The following is a 15,988-nucleotide window of genomic DNA, read 5'->3' on the forward strand; positions in this document are numbered from 1 at the left end:
GCATCATATCATGCGAGAGGATAAATGTAAGCAGAAATTTAACGAATAGATTGTCAGGGAAACATTTCAGCAAAGTTTTACATTGGAAAAAATCATCCTAAAAGAAGGATGATTTTTTTATAACTATTTTAAGAATACCTTGCATTATTAGGTAATATATTTTATAAATAAATAAGGAGGTGGAAAAGTTTGGAGATTAATAGAGAGGTTTTAAAAGGTCATATTGATACATTAATTTTATCGTTATTACATAACAGGGATATGTACGGATATGAATTAGCAAAATTAGTTCGTGAAAAAAGTGAGGAACAGTTTGAACTTAAAGAAGGTACACTGTATTTGTCATTAAAGCGATTAGAAAATAACAAATGGATTTCTTCTTACTGGGGCGATGAACAAGGACCAGGAGGAAGAAGAAAATATTATAAACTTACACCATTAGGGGAAGAAGGCTTTAAAGAAAAGCGAAAGGAATGGAAATTTGTTAAAAAAATTATAGATACATTCATCGAAGGGGGAGAATAGCCTTGAAACAGATAGATAAATATGTAAATTCTATTTATAAAGATGTTGCTGGTGATAAGCGGGATATTGAAGATTTAAAACAAGAAATGCGTTCACATTTATTAGAAGCTGTTGAAGACTTAACAAACAAAGGAAAAACTGAAGAAGAAGCAATCCGTATAGCAATTGAAAACTTCGGAGGTAAAAACCAAATTGTAAAAGGATTATCCGAGTTTTTCAAAGTCCAAAAGAAATTTACTAATTATGTTTTATCATTTGCACTTATATTTTTATTGTTGGGTATTTTCTTTCTCTTTACTTCATTCTCAGAAGTAAAGCAACATAACGAAGATATAAATAACATTAAAGTGGCTGAACAAGAAAAAGATACTATCATGAATGATGTATTTGATGTATTGGATACTTCAAATAAAGTGACGGAAAAAGAAAAAGAACAAGTACTGGGTGTTTTTAAAAAGTACCAAGATAAACTGAATTTAGTAGCTGTTTTTCCTGCCTCTGAATTAGGAAGTTGGTTAAAAGATAATGAAGAAGTGAAAAAAGGACCTGACACACATTTCCCAATCGAATATTCAAAAGCGGCTATTGTAATTGGAAATGGTGATGTTGTTGAAGATAAAGAACAAATTGTGCCGAACGAGTATGATTTAGGAACTGTCATCGAGGCAAATGGAAAATGGATTGTTCAATATGAATACAAAAAATCTTATGAAAAGACGATTGAAAAGTATCATCAATTAAAATATTATGGACCTAGTATTTGGTCTTTTTACCAGTTGCCAATTTTATTCTTTTCTTTATTTATCGTTCTAGGTGTGGTTTGGTTGAGCTTGAGGAAACAAAATAGACAGTTAAAAGATGTAATGAATTAAGCAAAGATTTATACATTCGAAAACTAAAAATAGCAGCTGATTTATTCAGCTGCTATTTCTTGTGATATTTTAATCAAAAAAGACGGCCTTTCATATATCCATCAAACGATTTCCGCTGTTAATGGCATAGAGCGTTCTTGGAGCTTAGCGGAACGCAGGCTATAGGAAATTGTTTTCTTTTTATACTGTTTGACTACATCTACATGGTCACTGTAGCTGAACAAAAACAGCTTTACATCTTTTTTGCCTTTTTTTGTGTCAATGACTAATGGAGTTACGCCGTTTTCCGGATGCAAAAACATTTGTTCATTTCCAGGAAATATATAATATTGTTCTAAAAATATACCGTTGTTAAAAGTATCTATGATTTGATTTGCCTCTTCGCCTTCAATGCGTTTATCTTCATAGGTCACGACAGTATTTTCAGCATTAAGCTTTGCATGCATTTCATACTTGCCTATAATCCATTTCACTGAATCGGAAGGAAGACAGGAAATCAATATTTTTAATAGTCCAAAGAGAATGGTCAAAACCAAAGCAAGTCCAGTCATACTTTATCATCTCCGTAATGTTTTAAATTGATATCATATTTATAATATGCCTACCATTTTTGTAATACAATAATATGTGAAATTTGTCACAAAAAGTTCATGAAGGCAAAATGGAAGAGGCTGAAGGAAAGGGCTGAATAGGTTACAGAGATTAGAAATAATTTGTTAAAAAAAGGAATTCTTATTGCGGAAAAAGAATAGTATATGTACACCATTTTTTGGCTGACTATTTTCAGAGGGAAGTGTGAGTGTGGGGATGTTCGATTTTTTATTTAACAAGGTACTCGTTTATACAGCAGTAGGCGATGAGCAATACTTCAAAACTGCTCAGAGTTTTCAAAGCGAAGGCCTGCGCTACAAGGTTAAAAGCAATTCAGGCAATCGGCCGGCCAGTGGAGAGCAGTATATAAATGACACACGCACTACAGCCATATATGATTTCTATGTCAAAAAAGAAGATCAGCACAAGGCACAAAACATACTGTCAAAACTCAGGTCATCATGAAACACTGGTAATCATTTGATCAAGCGAAAGCGAAAAAAATGAATTTTGATGGTCTAACAATTCAGGCTGTTATCTAAAACCTGCATTGGCGTTTGATTAAGGGGAAGATAATAATGAAGCAAGCATTATTAATTATTGATGTACAAAATGGAATGTTCAATGTAGGTAACGAAGTATATAAGAGTGTTAGCCTGCTTGAAAATATTGACCGTTTAATAAATCAAGCGCGTTTGGCAAAAGCTTTTATTTTTTATATCCAGCATAATGGGCCTGTTGGACATCCTCTGGAATATGGAACAAAGGGATGGGAAATTCACCCCAATATTTCTCCACGGAACCAAGATGTTATTATACAAAAAACAACGCCAGATGCGTTTTTTAAAACCGCTTTAGAGAATGAATTGAAAACACGGGGTATTGAGCATTTAATTATAACGGGCATTCAAACAGAGGCGTGCGTCGATACAACATGCAGGAGGGCGTTAAGTGCTGGATATCAAGTCACTTTAGCTTCTGATGCACATAGTACATGGAGTTCCGATGAAATTACTGCCCAACAAATTATTAACCATCATAATTCTGTATTACGCTGGTTTGCAAATGTTATTCCTAGCACAGAGATTATATTTTAATACATAACTGAATCCAAAAAATGTGCTTTATCTATTGGTGCGTTTGTTAAAGAAGTAGTGCTACTGTTTACAATTTTCGGAAATGATAATGAAGTATTCCAGATGAAAATTTCTCCTTTCTATCAAGAGTTTGTATATTAGAGCTCATTTAGTTCGGGAAGGAGTTTATATGCATTTTTAATGTAAGATAGGGTAATTTTCCAGGTTATACATCTTCTTTGCAAGTATCCATTACATCCAGACAAAATGACCCCCACCATTAGGCAGGGATGCATGTTTTATCGTTTACCACTTACAAAAATCAGGCGGTCAGGTGAGAATTCTTGCTAGACCGAATGCAACTGCTGCAGCAAGTCCTCCAGTAATCATTGTTTGAAAAGCACTCTTTACCGGAGAAGTACCTGTAAACCTTCCTTTTACATATCCAAAAATCAGTAATGCAATAAGTGTTGCAATTACAGAAACAATTAATGCTGTTGCAGGTTTATGAAAGATAAAATATGGAAATAAGGGGATCGATCCTCCGACAATATAAGAAATAGCAATGGTAATTGCACTGTTTCTCGCTCTTGTCGGCTCCGGCTTTTCTAGACCCAATTCAAATTTCATCATAAAATCCACCCATTTTTCAGGGTTCTTTTTCATGGTTTCAATAATCGATTTGATTTGGTCTTCTTCAAGCCCATATTCCTTGAAAATATCAGATACTTCTTCTTCTTCACACTCTGGTAGTTCTATTACTTCGCGCCGTTCACGGGCAAGTTCAGTTTCGTAATGTTCCGCATCTGTTTTTCCTGCCAAATATCCGCCAAGTCCCATTGCAATTGACCCTGCTGCAATTTCAGCTCCTCCGGCAGTGAGAATTAATGTTGTTGTATCAACAGCACCAGACAAACCAGCAGCTAATGCAAAGGGTACGGTTAATCCGTCTGACATACCAATGACAACATCTCGAATGAAGTCAGAACCAGAAAAATGTTCTTCTGCGTGATGCAGGTATTGAGCCATTTTTTCACCTCCAATTTAACTGTTTATCAATAAATCATTCAGCTGCTACTTCTTCTGGTTCAAGTACACTTGCTTCTGCAAATTTATGACCAATGGCTGTTAAATCTATATCACCTTGTTAAAATGTTGCAAACCAAATTAATTGAACAGCATCGACAATTTGAAGAAAACCTTCTAAGTGAAGGCTTAATTGATCCGCAAGTTTGTATAATTCAAACTTTTTTACAAGGTCATCAACCAATTCAATGAAGCCAGTGAAAGCACCAGATGGACCTCCTGAACTTTTTTATGAATCGTAACGCTGAGAGTATAGGTTTGTCAATTATCCCAAATTATCCATAAGCTGAAAATATGCAAGTTTTTATTCTTATGATGCATATTTTCAGCTTTTTTCATTCAAAAGACATAATGGGGTAAACAGTATTATTTATTTGCCAAATACGGAGTGTTTGTTCTTATCATATAAGGGATATAACTACATTCAATTGCTAACCAACGCAGCCTCCACACCAAGCAAAGAAAATATAGAGGTCACGAAAAGACTTGCAGCAGCATGGTGGATTTTCGGTATTGATGTACTTGACCATGTGATTGTCAGCCATACAGGTAAGCATGTCAGCCTAAAAGGGTTATAGAAGGAAATGAGGAAGTAAATTAATGTTTTTGTTGAAACAGAGAGAGTAGAGAGATTTAGTGAAGTTGAGAATTGTAGAACTCTATTTTTATATTATATATGGTATAATGTCCACAATTAACCTTTAGAAACTAGGAGCTGTTAAAGTGACAACGGATACTAATACGAAAGAGCAGACCATTTTTGGCCATACGGGAAACAGAATTCAAACGGAAGACAGAGAAATCCGCATCCTTGCCAGATTTGAGGAACCATTGGTTGTCGTTTTGGGAAATGTCCTGAGTTACGAAGAATGCGATGAACTCATCCAGTTATCTAAAGCCAGGATTCAGCGCTCAAAAATAGGTGCTGATAGCAGCATAAATGAAATACGGACAAGCAGCGGTATGTTTTTTGAAAAGAATGAAAGCGATATCATTGATAAGGTTGAAAAGAGAATAACATCTATCATGGGTATTCCCAATGAAAATAGCGACGGCATTCAAATCCTGAACTATAAGCCTGGGCAAGAATATAAACCCCATTACGATTTTTTTTCCTCCACTAGCAAAGCCGCTCAAAATAACAGGATTAGTACACTTATAATCTACTTAAATGACGTGGAAGAAGGCGGGGAAACATTTTTCCCTAACTTGAACTTTTCTGTAACACCTCAAAAGGGACTGGCCGTCTATTTCGAGTATTTCTACAATGATCAAACACTAAACGAACTGACCCTTCATGGAGGAGCTCCTGTTATACAAGGTGAAAAATGGGTAGCCACCCAATGGATGAGACGACAAAAATTAAGATAGCGAACTAAAAATCCAGTACCGATTGAAGCTGAATCCCAATTGGTGTTTTCCTCTTGGCTTAAATCTCTTTTTCAAAAGTAATAACTTGATAATTTAATTGATAATAAAAAGAAATAGCAAACTGGAATTTTCCAGTTTGCTTTTTTGAAGAATGTCTATAAGATCAGTGCCATAAGGGCCCCTCCAACTGCCCCAGTCACAACGATGACCCATGGCGGCAGTTTCCAATATACCAGCATGCTGAAAAGGATAGCTGCAAAAGCAAAATCGATTGGAGCAAGTATTGAACTAAGCCATATTGGCTGGTAAAATGCTGCAATTAAAATCCCGACAACTGCAGCATTTACTCCCATTAACGCTCCTTTTATTTTCGGATTGCGGCGCAATGAATCCCAAAATGGCAATGAACCAAGTATGAGCAAAAATGCCGGCAGGAAAATGGCAATTGTTGCGAGGATTCCGCCCCGCCACCCGCCCATAACTGCTCCAAGGTAGGCAGCAAATGTAAATAACGGGCCAGGAACGGCTTGTGCAGCACCGTATCCTGCTAAAAATTCATCCTTGCTTAGCCATCCAGAAGGGACCAATTCATTTTGAAGTAATGGTAAAACGACATGTCCGCCGCCAAAAACTAAGGAACCCGAACGATAAAAACTATCAAACATCGCAATCCACTTTAAAGAGGTTACATCTCTCAATATTGGTAAAAGAAACAGTAAACCAAAAAACAGAATTAAACAAATAACTGCGAATCTTTTAGATATCGGAAACTGGATTTTTTTATCATTGCTATCAGTATGGTTTTTATAAAGAAGAAAGCCAATCCATGCAGAAATGATTATAACGCAGACTTGAGTCAATGCTGTTTGCACGATCAGCGTTCCAACTAATGCAAATAAAGCAATCGTTTTTCTTTTTAGATCAGGAGTCAGGTTTTTCGCCATTCCCAATATGGCATGTGCAACAACTGCCACGGCTACAATTTTTAAACCATGTATCCAGCCTGCATCCCCCACATTCAGCCCGCGGAGTATGATTGCGAAAAGAATCAGTGCTGCAGCAGAGGGGAGTGTGAATCCAATAAAAGAAACTAATCCCCCCAAAATTCCTGCCCGTATAACTCCGATTCCAATACCAACTTGGCTGCTGGCTGGACCAGGCAAGAACTGGCATAGAGCCACTAAATCAGCATAACTTTTCTCATCCATCCACTTTCTTCTTTGTACATATTCATTATGAAAGTAGCCAAGGTGTGCAATTGGTCCCCCGAAAGATGTTAAACCAAGCCTGCCTGAAACCAAAAGAATTTCTAATAGTGACTTAAGACCTTTATTCTCATTTTTCCTTTTCACAGTTTTCGTCCTTTACTAGTATTTGGGTTCATATGTCCTCTTCAAAGGTTGATTCAAAACCGAGGAATTATTTTGCCATGAGTATACCATTAATTAAAGGAATTAAGCTGCAATATCTTAAATCTTTACATTCATTAATATACTTAACAATCACTAGTACCTGGTTCACAAGTTAAGCTGAAGTTATTCGAGAAACATAGGGTTGTTCAATCAGCCATCATGATTACTTTTTGGTGCCTATATTACTTTAAAGTGCGTACTTTTCTTTTGAGTGTATAGGTTTATAATCAATTTTGTCTTCGAGTCTCACACCTTATGCTCCAAGCCACCCGGTTTAACTGCGTGATCCATTAAAAAACAACAATATTTAAGAAAAGAGCCTTTAAAAATAATAAAAACCATGAAACCAATTGACATTTTCAAAGCATTATCAAATGAAACAAGACTGCAGATTTTAGAATGGTTAAAAGAGCCGGAGAAGCATTTTTCTTCACAAGAAATGAGGGATTTTCAAGAAGCAGGGGTGTGTGTGACACAGTTCCATGAAAAATTGAATGTTACACAATCAACGGCTTCTCAGCATCTTTCCATTCTGTATCGTGCCGGACTTGTGACAACAGCACGTCACGGAAAGTGGACGTATTATAAAAGGAATGAAGATGCTTTTAACCAGCTTAAAGAAATCATTGAACATGAAATATAAGAGCTAATGACGCATAGAGCATGTTCAATGTTATTCTGTAATTCATAAGTTCCTTGCATGCATGATTTCTTTTTTTTATAATAACATATCGTTATTATACGAAATGACGATTTATGTTTATTAACACCTGTAATGGTAAATACAATAGAAGTAATCAAAGTCTTTTTTTAGGCTGTTTTCGTAAACTTTGCTTCTATGGAACAAGGGATTGATTTCCGCTCCAGGATGCTCGCTTTGCAGGAGTCCCGCACCTTACACTCCAATCAACCCGGTTTAACAAAGGGATTGCTTCACAGAACATATTAAAACAACAATCTTGAAGGAAAGAGCCTTTTTTTATGGCATTGAATCGTCATTATGACTTCATATAAAATCCACTTCTTTTATCATTTTTCAGGCAAATAAAGGAGGTGAGTACAATGTAACGTTTTTAAAGAAATGAATCATACTTAATAATAAACTTTTGTTTAAATAAAGAGATATTGTTCTCCATCATAAAAGCACTCTAACCTAATATAAAAAGGAGTAATAAATATGCAAATGAAAAACATTTTAAAGGGTAAACTTGGTTTTGGTTCTGCACCACTAGGAAATATGTATCGTGATATTCCAGACGAAGAAGCAATCGCAACAGTGGAAGCTGCTTGGGAAAGCGGCATCCGTTACTTTGACACAGCTCCGCTTTATGGATCTGGATTGGCAGAGATTCGTCTTGGTGAAGCACTGTCGAAAAAAAAACGTGATGATTACATTTTAAGTACAAAAGTGGGCCGGATTATTTCCGATGAATTGGAAGAGCCATCTGGACGTGATTTGGGAGAAAAAGGGGGACTCTTTGAATTCGGCCGTAAGAATAAAATCATCAATGACTATAGCGCGGATGCAACCCTTCGCTCTATCGAGGATAGTTTGAAACGTTTAAAAACAGATTATCTGGACTTTGTTTATATTCATGATGTAGCACAGGATTTCTATGGTGATGAATGGATTTCTCAATTTGAAATTGCCCGGACAGGTGCATTCCGTGCGCTTACACGTTTACGTGAAGAAGGAGTAATTAAGGGCTGGGGACTCGGGGTAAACCGGGCAGAATCGATTGAACTAATGCTGGACTTGGAAGAAGCAAAGCCAGATGTATCCTTGCTGGCTGGGCGTTACACATTATTAGACCATGAACGTGCCCTGCAGCGGGTAATGCCTGATGCAGTAAAACACAATATGGATATTGTTGTCGGCGGTCCATACAGTTCAGGTGTACTTGCTGGAGGTACAACCTTTGAATATCAAAAAGCATCACCGGAAATCATGGCCAAAGTTGAGAAAATCAAGAACATTGCAGATCGTCACCAAATCAGCATTAAGGCTGCTGCTTTACAATTTTCATTGGCTAATCCAGCAGTTGCTGCTGTCATTCCTGGAGCTAGCCGTCCTGAGCGGATCACAGAAGATAAAGAGGCATTGAACACTGTAATCCCGGCAGCATTCTGGGAAGAAATGCGTGAACAAAAACTGATAGCACCACATGCACCGCTGCCAATCAGCGGTAAATAAAAGTAGAGTAAAGTGAAAGGAGTGTCTCTGGTTCCATTTAGAGACACTCCTTTTTTTGCATCTATAAAAGAAAGCTATGAACAAAACAAAATATAACTAATAATTCAAAATATATTGAATTATGGATTCGTATATATTAGAATTTAGTAAATCGAAATTTTGGAGGAATCGTATTGAAACAGCTTTACCAGATGTCGGATGCTGCCGAAAAAGTAAATCTATCAGTTGAATTTTCTTCCGTATGGGAAACTATACTTGGGATTTCAGGTTTTACTCATGAAAAACTTAGACATACATTTGATTTAGATGAACAGTGGGTTTTAGAGGAAGCTAAAATGTCAGAAGTCTTAAGGGGACATTTAAAAACGATAGAAATGACAAATTTCTGGTACGCACTTATTATGCTTCAAGATGAATTTTCTTCACCCGCTATTCAAGATTTTTCGCACAGTCTCGCTGACATGACGGCATCTAAATTCTACAAAATACTGTTGCCTTATAAGAACCGGGAGAGTGAACCACTGAGAAGGGAAACCTTGAGGGATTTTCATGATCCTGAAGCTTTTGAAAAATATGCGGTTATTTTTAAAGATCATGAATATCTAGGAGAATACATACGCTTTCTCGGAAAATATTCATTTGAAGAAACCTGTGATTTGCTAATAGAGGTCGTGAATGGCTGGCACCAGTGGGTAAGTCAATTTGAGGAGTGGAAAAAATGGATACAAGCTCTTGAGTTTGAGCAAAAACAATACAGTTCCTTAAAAGTGGATAATCCTATCCAACAGATTGAACAAATTACAAATGGAATTATATATACTCCAGAACCATCCGTTTGGAATGTGAAATTGGTTCCTCATGTCTCATACCGTCCTTGGGTATTGACACTCAGATCACCAGAAACAAAGATTTTCTTTTACCCAATAAACGATAAATACCTCCTGGACGCTGGTGTCCCTTCAAGTCATTTAATTAAGGGTCATAAGGCGTTAGGCGATGATCTCCGCTTGAAATTGCTCTATCAATTGGTAAAGGGTCCGCTATCACTCCAAGATTTAAGCAGCCAATTCAACATGTCAAAAACGACACTGCATCATCAATTGTCATTGTTGAAGGCAGCAAAATTTATTAAAGCAGAAAAAGGAATATATTATGCGGATATTAATCAAATCCAAACTTTTTCAGGACTGCTGACAGAATATCTTGGAGGTCAAATATGAAAAAATCCTCCAGGGCTTTTAAAGCGTTATGGGCTGGAGAAATAGTTTCGGAATTTGGCGGTGCTGCAGGAGCAATTATTAACGGCCTTGTATTATATGAAATTACCGGTTCTAAAGAATGGATGGGAATACTCTGGCTCGTGTACTATATCCCTTCTTTACTGCTTCAGATGGTCAGCTCCCCATTTCTTAACCATGTTGAAAAAGGAAAAATGCTAAAAAACATCCAGTTAATCCGTTCGATTTCTTATACGCTCCCGATTTTAGGCTATTGGGCTTGCTCAAATACAGTGGCAATCACAGGACTTGTCTTATTACAAGGCATATTGGGGTTATTGCAGCCTATCTATGCCAGCTTAGCATTCTCTTTGCTGCCTGATATTTGCAAAGAAGACGAGCTTGCCGCAGCAAATGGATTGCTTGATGGTACACTAAGACTGATGGGCTTTATTGCACCGGGAATCACTTCTCTGCTTTTAATTATTCTGCCTATGCAATACATCCATTTGATTTCTGCCATGATGTTCTTTATAAGCTTTTTATCATTATCCCGTATTCAAATAAAGCGGAATCAACGAGTTCCAGCTTGGACTAAAAAATTTTGGTGGGCAGAAATGAAGGTCGGTTATAAAATCTTTTTTCAGAAACCAAAACTGGTACGACTTACTTTCTTATCCTCTTCCGTTCAATTTGCTGTCGGGGCATCGATGGTATTAAGTGTTCCATTTATCAGAGGCGAACTAAAGGGAGGGGCATGGGAATATGCTATCTTTTCAGGCTGCTTTTCTGTTGGTTATGCATTAGGTACGTTATTACTCCGTAAGGTGCCACGGAATAATCAAATTATGTATTTGGGGTTAGCTGGTGGAGGTGTATCATTTATACTGCTCTTTTTTGTACATCTAACTCCGTTTGCCTGGTTATGTGAATTATTTGGCGGGACGCTGTTTCCTCTCTTCAATGCACATAGTGCAGCAATTTTTCAAAAAGAAGCACCCAGGGAGCGCTTATCACAATTAAGTGCGGTCAGATTCTTGTTTTTTAGAATGACCACACCACTAGGAATCCTTTTCGCCTCATCACAATTTATCCATTTCAGCAGCAGAGAAATCTATTTAATTGTTGGAACCCTAATTGCAGCGCCTGGTTTATTTTATTTTTTTTCTGCGTTTGGAGAAAAAGAAAACAATCTCCTTGATGCTAAAACGCAAAAACTCAGTTAATAAAACAGAAGGCACAAGTTAAATAGGTATGTATGAAGGGGGATATACTTGTGCGAGATATCGAGCTGATGGAATCCAGGCAGATGTATTATTTAGGCTCTGTTAAACTACAATGCTGATAATCGGTCAAAATTAAGGGAAACCCTATATCTAACGGGTTTCCCATTCCTTTACTAACAAACTTGTTCGTAATAATATATTAAAGTGGTGGATTTTCTACACCTAAGTGAATCCAATCTTCTTTTGGCGGTCCATAAACCCCATAAGGTTTTAGTCCTGCTTGACGCATAAGAATTGTAACTTGTCCACGATGATGAACAATGTGCTTAATTAGTCCTAATAAAATTTGAGCATTTGTTTCTTCTCTGCCAAATGCAGTTTGCACTTCCTTCAAAGATTCATCTGTCCATTGTTCTTCAATGACTTTGATTGCAGAAGAACTTATATGGTTAAAGGTTTCAGCAATTTCTTTTGCTGAGGCTGGAATATCCCCTTTATTTTCCGCTTCATCCACTCTCAATCCAAAATGAGCTAAATATTCTGGAATATTTGTTGTGAAATGCCAGACTATTCTTCCCAAAGTCCGTCCTTCTGGGTAAACCTTTTGTTTCAAGGAATCATCGGTTAAACCTTCCAAAACCTTTTGAGTTAGCGCTGCCTCACTATTCCATTCTCTAATAAAATCTGCAATCGTTACATACATATACAATACCTCCATATTCAACATTTCTATGATTTTAATATATTATAAAACATTCGTTCGTTTTTTCGATATTCCTTCATTACTAATTTTTGTTAGTTCGGTTTGTTTTAAGGTGTTTAACAGTTTGTGTCTCTAAAAGCGAAACACAAGTTACCCCTACGATTTCACCCAATTTTCGCAATGAATGTCCTTTGAACATACATTCAGCAATGGCAATCCATTTATTACCCTTCCGAGTGCGGTACAACAGGGTATTGGTTGTGTCAGTAAAATTCTTGTTACAACACTTACAGCGATACCGTTGCCGACCATTATATTTTCCAAACCGAACGGTAAACTTGTGCTTTTTTTTGTAGGTGGTAATTTGTCGATATACTTTAACAAGTTGCTAAACGCTTTGCTCACCTTGATAACGCCAGAATATATGTTCTTGTATTGATTATATCAAGAATTCGGAAAGGTATCAAAAATCAACCTTTACCTTTAACAGAGCCATTATTTAAAATAGAGGACTCTGGAAGAATGACAGACAAATGGTGCCTCATTATTTAATGAGGTTGATTGGAGCGAGCATCCTGAAGCGGAAATCAGCCTTTATTCAAACGACATTTTTAGTAATCTCTCTAAAGGTTAAGAGTTTTGTTTAATGATCGAAAAGGGGTAACTATTTGGTTTGAGTTTCCTCGTTTTTTAAACAAGTGAGTCCTGAAACAACTGCCACTCTCCTGCATCCCAAATAAATTGGCAGTAAAAATAATAAAGAAAGAAAAGTGCATTTATGGTAAACATTATTCTAATAGAAAGGGTCTTAATTGCCTTTTTTCTAAGTGAAAATAAGACTATAAAATTTAATGAAACAGGGATGAAAGTATAAAATATTCTTTCATCCGATGTTGAAACTATATCTGGATTTACCCATAATATAAGACGGTCTGATACTTTTGCCGAAAAGGAAAAAATTAGAATAAACCAATATATAACCAGTAATACAATTTTATTCATACACTCTCCCTTTTCTATGAATAAAGATTAACCTAAAAACGATTTGACTTTTGATAGACTCAACTATCGATTATGTTTCTATCATTCCCAACAGAAGCGGTTTGATCTACATAGCGTTAAACCCTTGTTAAGCAATGTTTGTTTGGTTTCTGCCATTTTCTTTGGATAGGTAAAGAGCCTTATCTGCTTCTGCATATAGTTCTTTAAAAGTGATTTTTGAATCTGATATGCTTTTTAACCCGATACTTACTGTTAGAGAAACCGAATGATCGTCATTAATGTTTATTTTGGAATGGGATATATAGTTTCTGATTTTTTCAGCAATCTGATAGGCATGTTTCTCTGAAGAATCAGGCAATAAAATTGCAAATTCTTCTCCGCCTATTCGGCAGACTATCCCGTTTGCACTCATCAAATTAGTCAATATTTGTCCTATTTTCTCCAATACTCTATCCCCGCTTTGATGGCCGTAGGTATCGTTAATAACCTTGAAATGGTCAATATCTAATATAATGAGAGAAACACTCCCATCAGTTCCTTCTAATTCAGTGATTTTTTGATGAGCGATTTCAGTTAAATATTGCCGGTTATAGACTTTAGTAAGGTAATCTGTTGTTGCACGTTCGTATAACTGTTTTTCATATGAAATATGATCAGTTAAGTCAGTAAATATTAATATCTTATATAATTCTCCTTTAGATATTTGAACAGGTATGATTTTTAAACTGTAATGTCTTTTACTTAATTCTATTTCTCTTTTGCCAGAAGATTCTCCTGTAATGGAATCTATTAATTCTTTATCATTTTTTAGAATTGTTTTGATGTCTTTTCCGATCAAAGTACCCTGGCCTTCAGAAATAAGACTATTTATCATTTTGTCTGCCGCAGGATTTAACTCAATGATCATTTCATCCTGGTTTAAGACTATGATCGCTTCCGATAAATTCTCAATAATTCTTTCCTTGGCTATCGGGGAATTAATTAAAAGTTTGTGTTGAACAATACTATAAAAAATTAGGATTCCTGCCGGTATTGAGGAAGCAGAGGAACTTATATTAAGTCCTGCAAATTGTTTAAGTAGAGTCAAAATGAAAGGAATAATGGTAGCCAAGAAAATCATATAAAATTGTTTTCGATTATAAGCTGAGACTTTTTTTAGGTTTCGTATTAGTGTAATAGCCAGTATTACTGCAATAATTCTTGAGTATAAAATAAAACACATACTTAATCGGGTAGACACAATATTAAGACGTTTAAGCTCCCCGAATGAAGACAAAGATATATGGGCTCTCATTAAATGATGTAAAGGATCCGTAAAAATTAACATTAGATATATACATAGGGGAATACTTAATATAGCTACATGTACTTTCACTTTTGCTTTGTCCCTGCCAATTAACTCCAGTACAGCACCATATAAAACGAGGGATGATGTAAGTAAAGGAATCTGTTCAACATTTCGCCAAAAAATCTTATCTTGAATGCTTACTGACATTAATTCAAATACACTGGAAATAGATAGTATTGCAGACAAACAAAGTGTGATTAATAGATACATTCCACCTACTCTTTGCCTAAATCGAAAAGCGAAAATGGCTAAAAATGTAAAAAGAAGGAAGCTGAAAAATGTGGAAACAGGAAAATGTACTGGAATAAACATTGTTTTACCTCAAAATTGTATTGTTGTGGATATTTTTTAATTATATATTCTGTCAAATATTTAGACAATTAAATAAAAAAGGAAATTCCGTTTACGTTTTGCTGATCAGCAGCAGAAGAGAAGTATGGCTCCAAATTATACATGTAATGGTTGAAGGTTTAGGAGCATTTCTCTGAATGAGGAATGCTTTTTAATTTTGTTTAAAACTAAATATACAATAAAAATATCGCTTAATTTAATAAAAATTTATTGTAAATCGATAAATTAAAGTTTAAAATCAAAATCAGAATATATATGTGAGGTGCTTTTTATGGAAAAAGTGACAACGTTGTTTTTAAAAATAGCTGTTATTCTTTTAGGAATTCCTGTTCTTGCTCTGTGCATCTTTTTGGTGCCTGAGATGGCAAAACTTGCAGTAAAATTGGTTCCATCATTTGCTTTTATAAAATATCTCATTTTCATCGTTTTTGATGCATCGGCAATTCCTTTTTACTTTGCTTTGTATCAGGCTTTTAAACTTTTACGCTATATTGACAAAAATAAAGCTTTCTCCGATTTATCTGTAAAAGCTTTAAAGAAAATCAAATACTGTGCCATCATAATCAGTATTTTGCATGTGCTAGTTTGGCCGCTCTTCTATGTTTTTGCAAAAGCAGACGACGCACCAGGAGTTATCTTTGCCGGATTGGCTGTTCCTTTTGCTTCGATGGTTATCGCGGTCTTTGCAGCTGTTCTCCAAAAACTTTTACAAGAAGCAATTACTATCAAATCAGAAAATGATTTAACGGTCTGAGGTGAATAACAATGGCAATTATCATCAATATTGATGTGATGTTAGCAAAAAGGAAAATGAGTGTAACAGAACTATCGGAGAAGGTTGGAATAACAATGGCGAACCTTTCTATATTGAAAAATGGAAAGGCGAAAGCAATTCGATTATCCACTTTAGAGGCAATTTGTAAGGCTTTGGAATGTCAGCCTGGAGATATTTTAGAATACCAAAGTGACGAAGACAGATAAACATTGTGAAGGAAACCATATAACAATTATTAG

Annotated in this window: 18 protein-coding genes and 1 pseudogene; 12 read left to right on the plus strand and 7 right to left on the minus strand. The window is 35.9% G+C overall.

Features of this window, described 5'->3' with window-relative positions; all coding sequences use genetic code 11:
- Positions 1 to 189 precede the first annotated feature (189 nt).
- Positions 190 to 525, plus strand: coding sequence for a PadR family transcriptional regulator (locus tag BIV59_RS07990; protein WP_071350947.1), 336 nt, complete (start codon positions 190 to 192; stop codon positions 523 to 525).
- A 2-nt stretch (positions 526 to 527) separates the two neighbouring features.
- Entirely contained in the window at positions 528 to 1,397 is an 870-nt protein-coding gene (locus BIV59_RS07995) for a permease prefix domain 1-containing protein (protein WP_071350948.1), read from the plus strand.
- A 101-nt stretch (positions 1,398 to 1,498) separates the two neighbouring features.
- Here BIV59_RS07995 and BIV59_RS08000 read toward each other — a convergent pair whose 3' ends face one another.
- On the minus strand, positions 1,499 to 1,948 hold the full coding sequence (locus tag BIV59_RS08000) for a YfmQ family protein (protein ID WP_071350949.1): 450 nt from the start codon (positions 1,946 to 1,948) through the stop codon (positions 1,499 to 1,501).
- A gap of 250 nt (positions 1,949 to 2,198) precedes the next feature.
- Here BIV59_RS08000 and BIV59_RS08005 point away from each other — a divergent pair, with 250 nt between their 5' ends.
- Together BIV59_RS08005 and BIV59_RS08010 are read left to right on the plus strand one after the other, a co-directional pair.
- Positions 2,199 to 2,453, plus strand: a complete 255-nt coding sequence (locus tag BIV59_RS08005) for a hypothetical protein (protein WP_071350950.1) — start codon at positions 2,199 to 2,201, stop codon at positions 2,451 to 2,453.
- A 113-nt stretch (positions 2,454 to 2,566) separates the two neighbouring features.
- On the plus strand, positions 2,567 to 3,085 hold the full coding sequence (locus BIV59_RS08010; RefSeq protein ID WP_071350951.1) for a cysteine hydrolase family protein: 519 nt from the start codon (positions 2,567 to 2,569) through the stop codon (positions 3,083 to 3,085).
- A gap of 309 nt (positions 3,086 to 3,394) precedes the next feature.
- Here BIV59_RS08010 and BIV59_RS08015 read toward each other — a convergent pair whose 3' ends face one another.
- Complete coding sequence (locus BIV59_RS08015; RefSeq protein WP_071350952.1) at positions 3,395 to 4,093, minus strand: VIT1/CCC1 transporter family protein; 699 nt, start codon at positions 4,091 to 4,093, stop codon at positions 3,395 to 3,397.
- 485 nt (positions 4,094 to 4,578) lie between these two features.
- On the opposite strand from BIV59_RS08015, the gene BIV59_RS24015 reads away from it, so the two are divergent.
- Positions 4,579 to 4,728: a JAB domain-containing protein gene (locus BIV59_RS24015; RefSeq protein WP_276205133.1), complete on the plus strand. Its 150-nt coding sequence runs from the start codon at positions 4,579 to 4,581 to the stop codon at positions 4,726 to 4,728.
- A 145-nt stretch (positions 4,729 to 4,873) separates the two neighbouring features.
- Positions 4,874 to 5,521: a 2OG-Fe(II) oxygenase gene (locus tag BIV59_RS08025; protein ID WP_071350954.1), complete on the plus strand. Its 648-nt coding sequence runs from the start codon at positions 4,874 to 4,876 to the stop codon at positions 5,519 to 5,521.
- 155 nt (positions 5,522 to 5,676) lie between these two features.
- Here BIV59_RS08025 and BIV59_RS08030 read toward each other — a convergent pair whose 3' ends face one another.
- Entirely contained in the window at positions 5,677 to 6,873 is a 1,197-nt protein-coding gene (locus tag BIV59_RS08030; protein ID WP_071350955.1) for a chromate transporter, read from the minus strand.
- Between the two features lie 400 nt (positions 6,874 to 7,273).
- Between BIV59_RS08030 and BIV59_RS08035 the strand changes: the two genes are divergently transcribed.
- From BIV59_RS08035 to BIV59_RS08050, 4 genes are all read left to right on the plus strand, one after another.
- On the plus strand, positions 7,274 to 7,576 hold the full coding sequence (locus BIV59_RS08035) for an ArsR/SmtB family transcription factor (protein ID WP_071350956.1): 303 nt from the start codon (positions 7,274 to 7,276) through the stop codon (positions 7,574 to 7,576).
- A 540-nt stretch (positions 7,577 to 8,116) separates the two neighbouring features.
- Positions 8,117 to 9,127 (plus strand): aldo/keto reductase, encoded by a 1,011-nt coding sequence (locus BIV59_RS08040; protein WP_071350977.1) that lies wholly within the window; start codon positions 8,117 to 8,119, stop codon positions 9,125 to 9,127.
- A gap of 173 nt (positions 9,128 to 9,300) precedes the next feature.
- Positions 9,301 to 10,347: an ArsR/SmtB family transcription factor gene (locus BIV59_RS08045; RefSeq protein WP_083392089.1), complete on the plus strand. Its 1,047-nt coding sequence runs from the start codon at positions 9,301 to 9,303 to the stop codon at positions 10,345 to 10,347.
- Positions 10,344 to 11,570 carry an MFS transporter gene (locus BIV59_RS08050; protein WP_071350957.1) on the plus strand — a complete coding sequence of 409 codons (1,227 nt, stop codon included), beginning with the start codon at positions 10,344 to 10,346 and terminating at the stop codon, positions 11,568 to 11,570. Before BIV59_RS08045 ends, BIV59_RS08050 begins: the two co-directional genes overlap by 4 nt.
- 199 nt (positions 11,571 to 11,769) lie before the next feature.
- On the opposite strand, the gene BIV59_RS08055 is transcribed toward BIV59_RS08050, so the two are convergent.
- From BIV59_RS08055 to BIV59_RS08065, 4 genes and pseudogenes are all read right to left on the minus strand, one after another.
- The gene (locus BIV59_RS08055) at positions 11,770 to 12,273 is read right to left on the minus strand and encodes a DinB family protein (protein WP_071350958.1); all 504 of its coding nucleotides are present in this window, start codon (positions 12,271 to 12,273) and stop codon (positions 11,770 to 11,772) included.
- 69 nt (positions 12,274 to 12,342) lie between these two features.
- A pseudogene (locus BIV59_RS22755) lies at positions 12,343 to 12,657 on the minus strand (transposase); the annotation flags it as partial.
- Positions 12,658 to 12,963: 306 nt separating this feature from the next.
- Entirely contained in the window at positions 12,964 to 13,275 is a 312-nt protein-coding gene (locus BIV59_RS08060) for a hypothetical protein (RefSeq protein ID WP_071350959.1), read from the minus strand.
- 127 nt (positions 13,276 to 13,402) lie between these two features.
- The gene (locus BIV59_RS08065) at positions 13,403 to 14,935 is read right to left on the minus strand and encodes a histidine kinase N-terminal 7TM domain-containing diguanylate cyclase (RefSeq protein WP_071350960.1); all 1,533 of its coding nucleotides are present in this window, start codon (positions 14,933 to 14,935) and stop codon (positions 13,403 to 13,405) included.
- 310 nt (positions 14,936 to 15,245) lie between these two features.
- Between BIV59_RS08065 and BIV59_RS08070 the strand changes: the two genes are divergently transcribed.
- A complete protein-coding gene (locus BIV59_RS08070; protein WP_071350961.1) occupies positions 15,246 to 15,728 on the plus strand; it encodes a DUF2975 domain-containing protein in 483 nt (160 codons plus the stop codon).
- 11 nt (positions 15,729 to 15,739) lie between these two features.
- Entirely contained in the window at positions 15,740 to 15,955 is a 216-nt protein-coding gene (locus BIV59_RS08075; RefSeq protein WP_071350962.1) for a helix-turn-helix domain-containing protein, read from the plus strand.
- Positions 15,956 to 15,988: the final 33 nt, after the last annotated feature.

The sequence above is a fragment of the Bacillus sp. MUM 13 genome, assembly GCF_001866725.1.
Taxonomy (GTDB): domain Bacteria; phylum Bacillota; class Bacilli; order Bacillales; family DSM-1321; genus Peribacillus.

What these genes read in the sequence shown, in the direction of transcription:
- BIV59_RS08065 (WP_071350960.1), bottom strand. Translation starts at nt 14,935, where the DNA reads ATGTTTATTCCAGTACATTTTCCTGTTTCCACATTTTTCAGCTTCCTT.
- BIV59_RS08035 (WP_071350956.1), top strand. Translation starts at nt 7,274, where the DNA reads ATGAAACCAATTGACATTTTCAAAGCATTATCAAATGAAACAAGACTG.
- BIV59_RS08010 (WP_071350951.1), top strand. Translation starts at nt 2,567, where the DNA reads ATGAAGCAAGCATTATTAATTATTGATGTACAAAATGGAATGTTCAAT.
- BIV59_RS08055 (WP_071350958.1), bottom strand. Translation starts at nt 12,273, where the DNA reads ATGTATGTAACGATTGCAGATTTTATTAGAGAATGGAATAGTGAGGCA.
- BIV59_RS08050 (WP_071350957.1), top strand. Translation starts at nt 10,344, where the DNA reads ATGAAAAAATCCTCCAGGGCTTTTAAAGCGTTATGGGCTGGAGAAATA.
- BIV59_RS08015 (WP_071350952.1), bottom strand. Translation starts at nt 4,093, where the DNA reads ATGGCTCAATACCTGCATCACGCAGAAGAACATTTTTCTGGTTCTGAC.
- BIV59_RS08060 (WP_071350959.1), bottom strand. Translation starts at nt 13,275, where the DNA reads ATGAATAAAATTGTATTACTGGTTATATATTGGTTTATTCTAATTTTT.
- BIV59_RS08000 (WP_071350949.1), bottom strand. Translation starts at nt 1,948, where the DNA reads ATGACTGGACTTGCTTTGGTTTTGACCATTCTCTTTGGACTATTAAAA.
- BIV59_RS08075 (WP_071350962.1), top strand. Translation starts at nt 15,740, where the DNA reads ATGGCAATTATCATCAATATTGATGTGATGTTAGCAAAAAGGAAAATG.
- BIV59_RS08040 (WP_071350977.1), top strand. Translation starts at nt 8,117, where the DNA reads ATGAAAAACATTTTAAAGGGTAAACTTGGTTTTGGTTCTGCACCACTA.
- BIV59_RS08070 (WP_071350961.1), top strand. Translation starts at nt 15,246, where the DNA reads ATGGAAAAAGTGACAACGTTGTTTTTAAAAATAGCTGTTATTCTTTTA.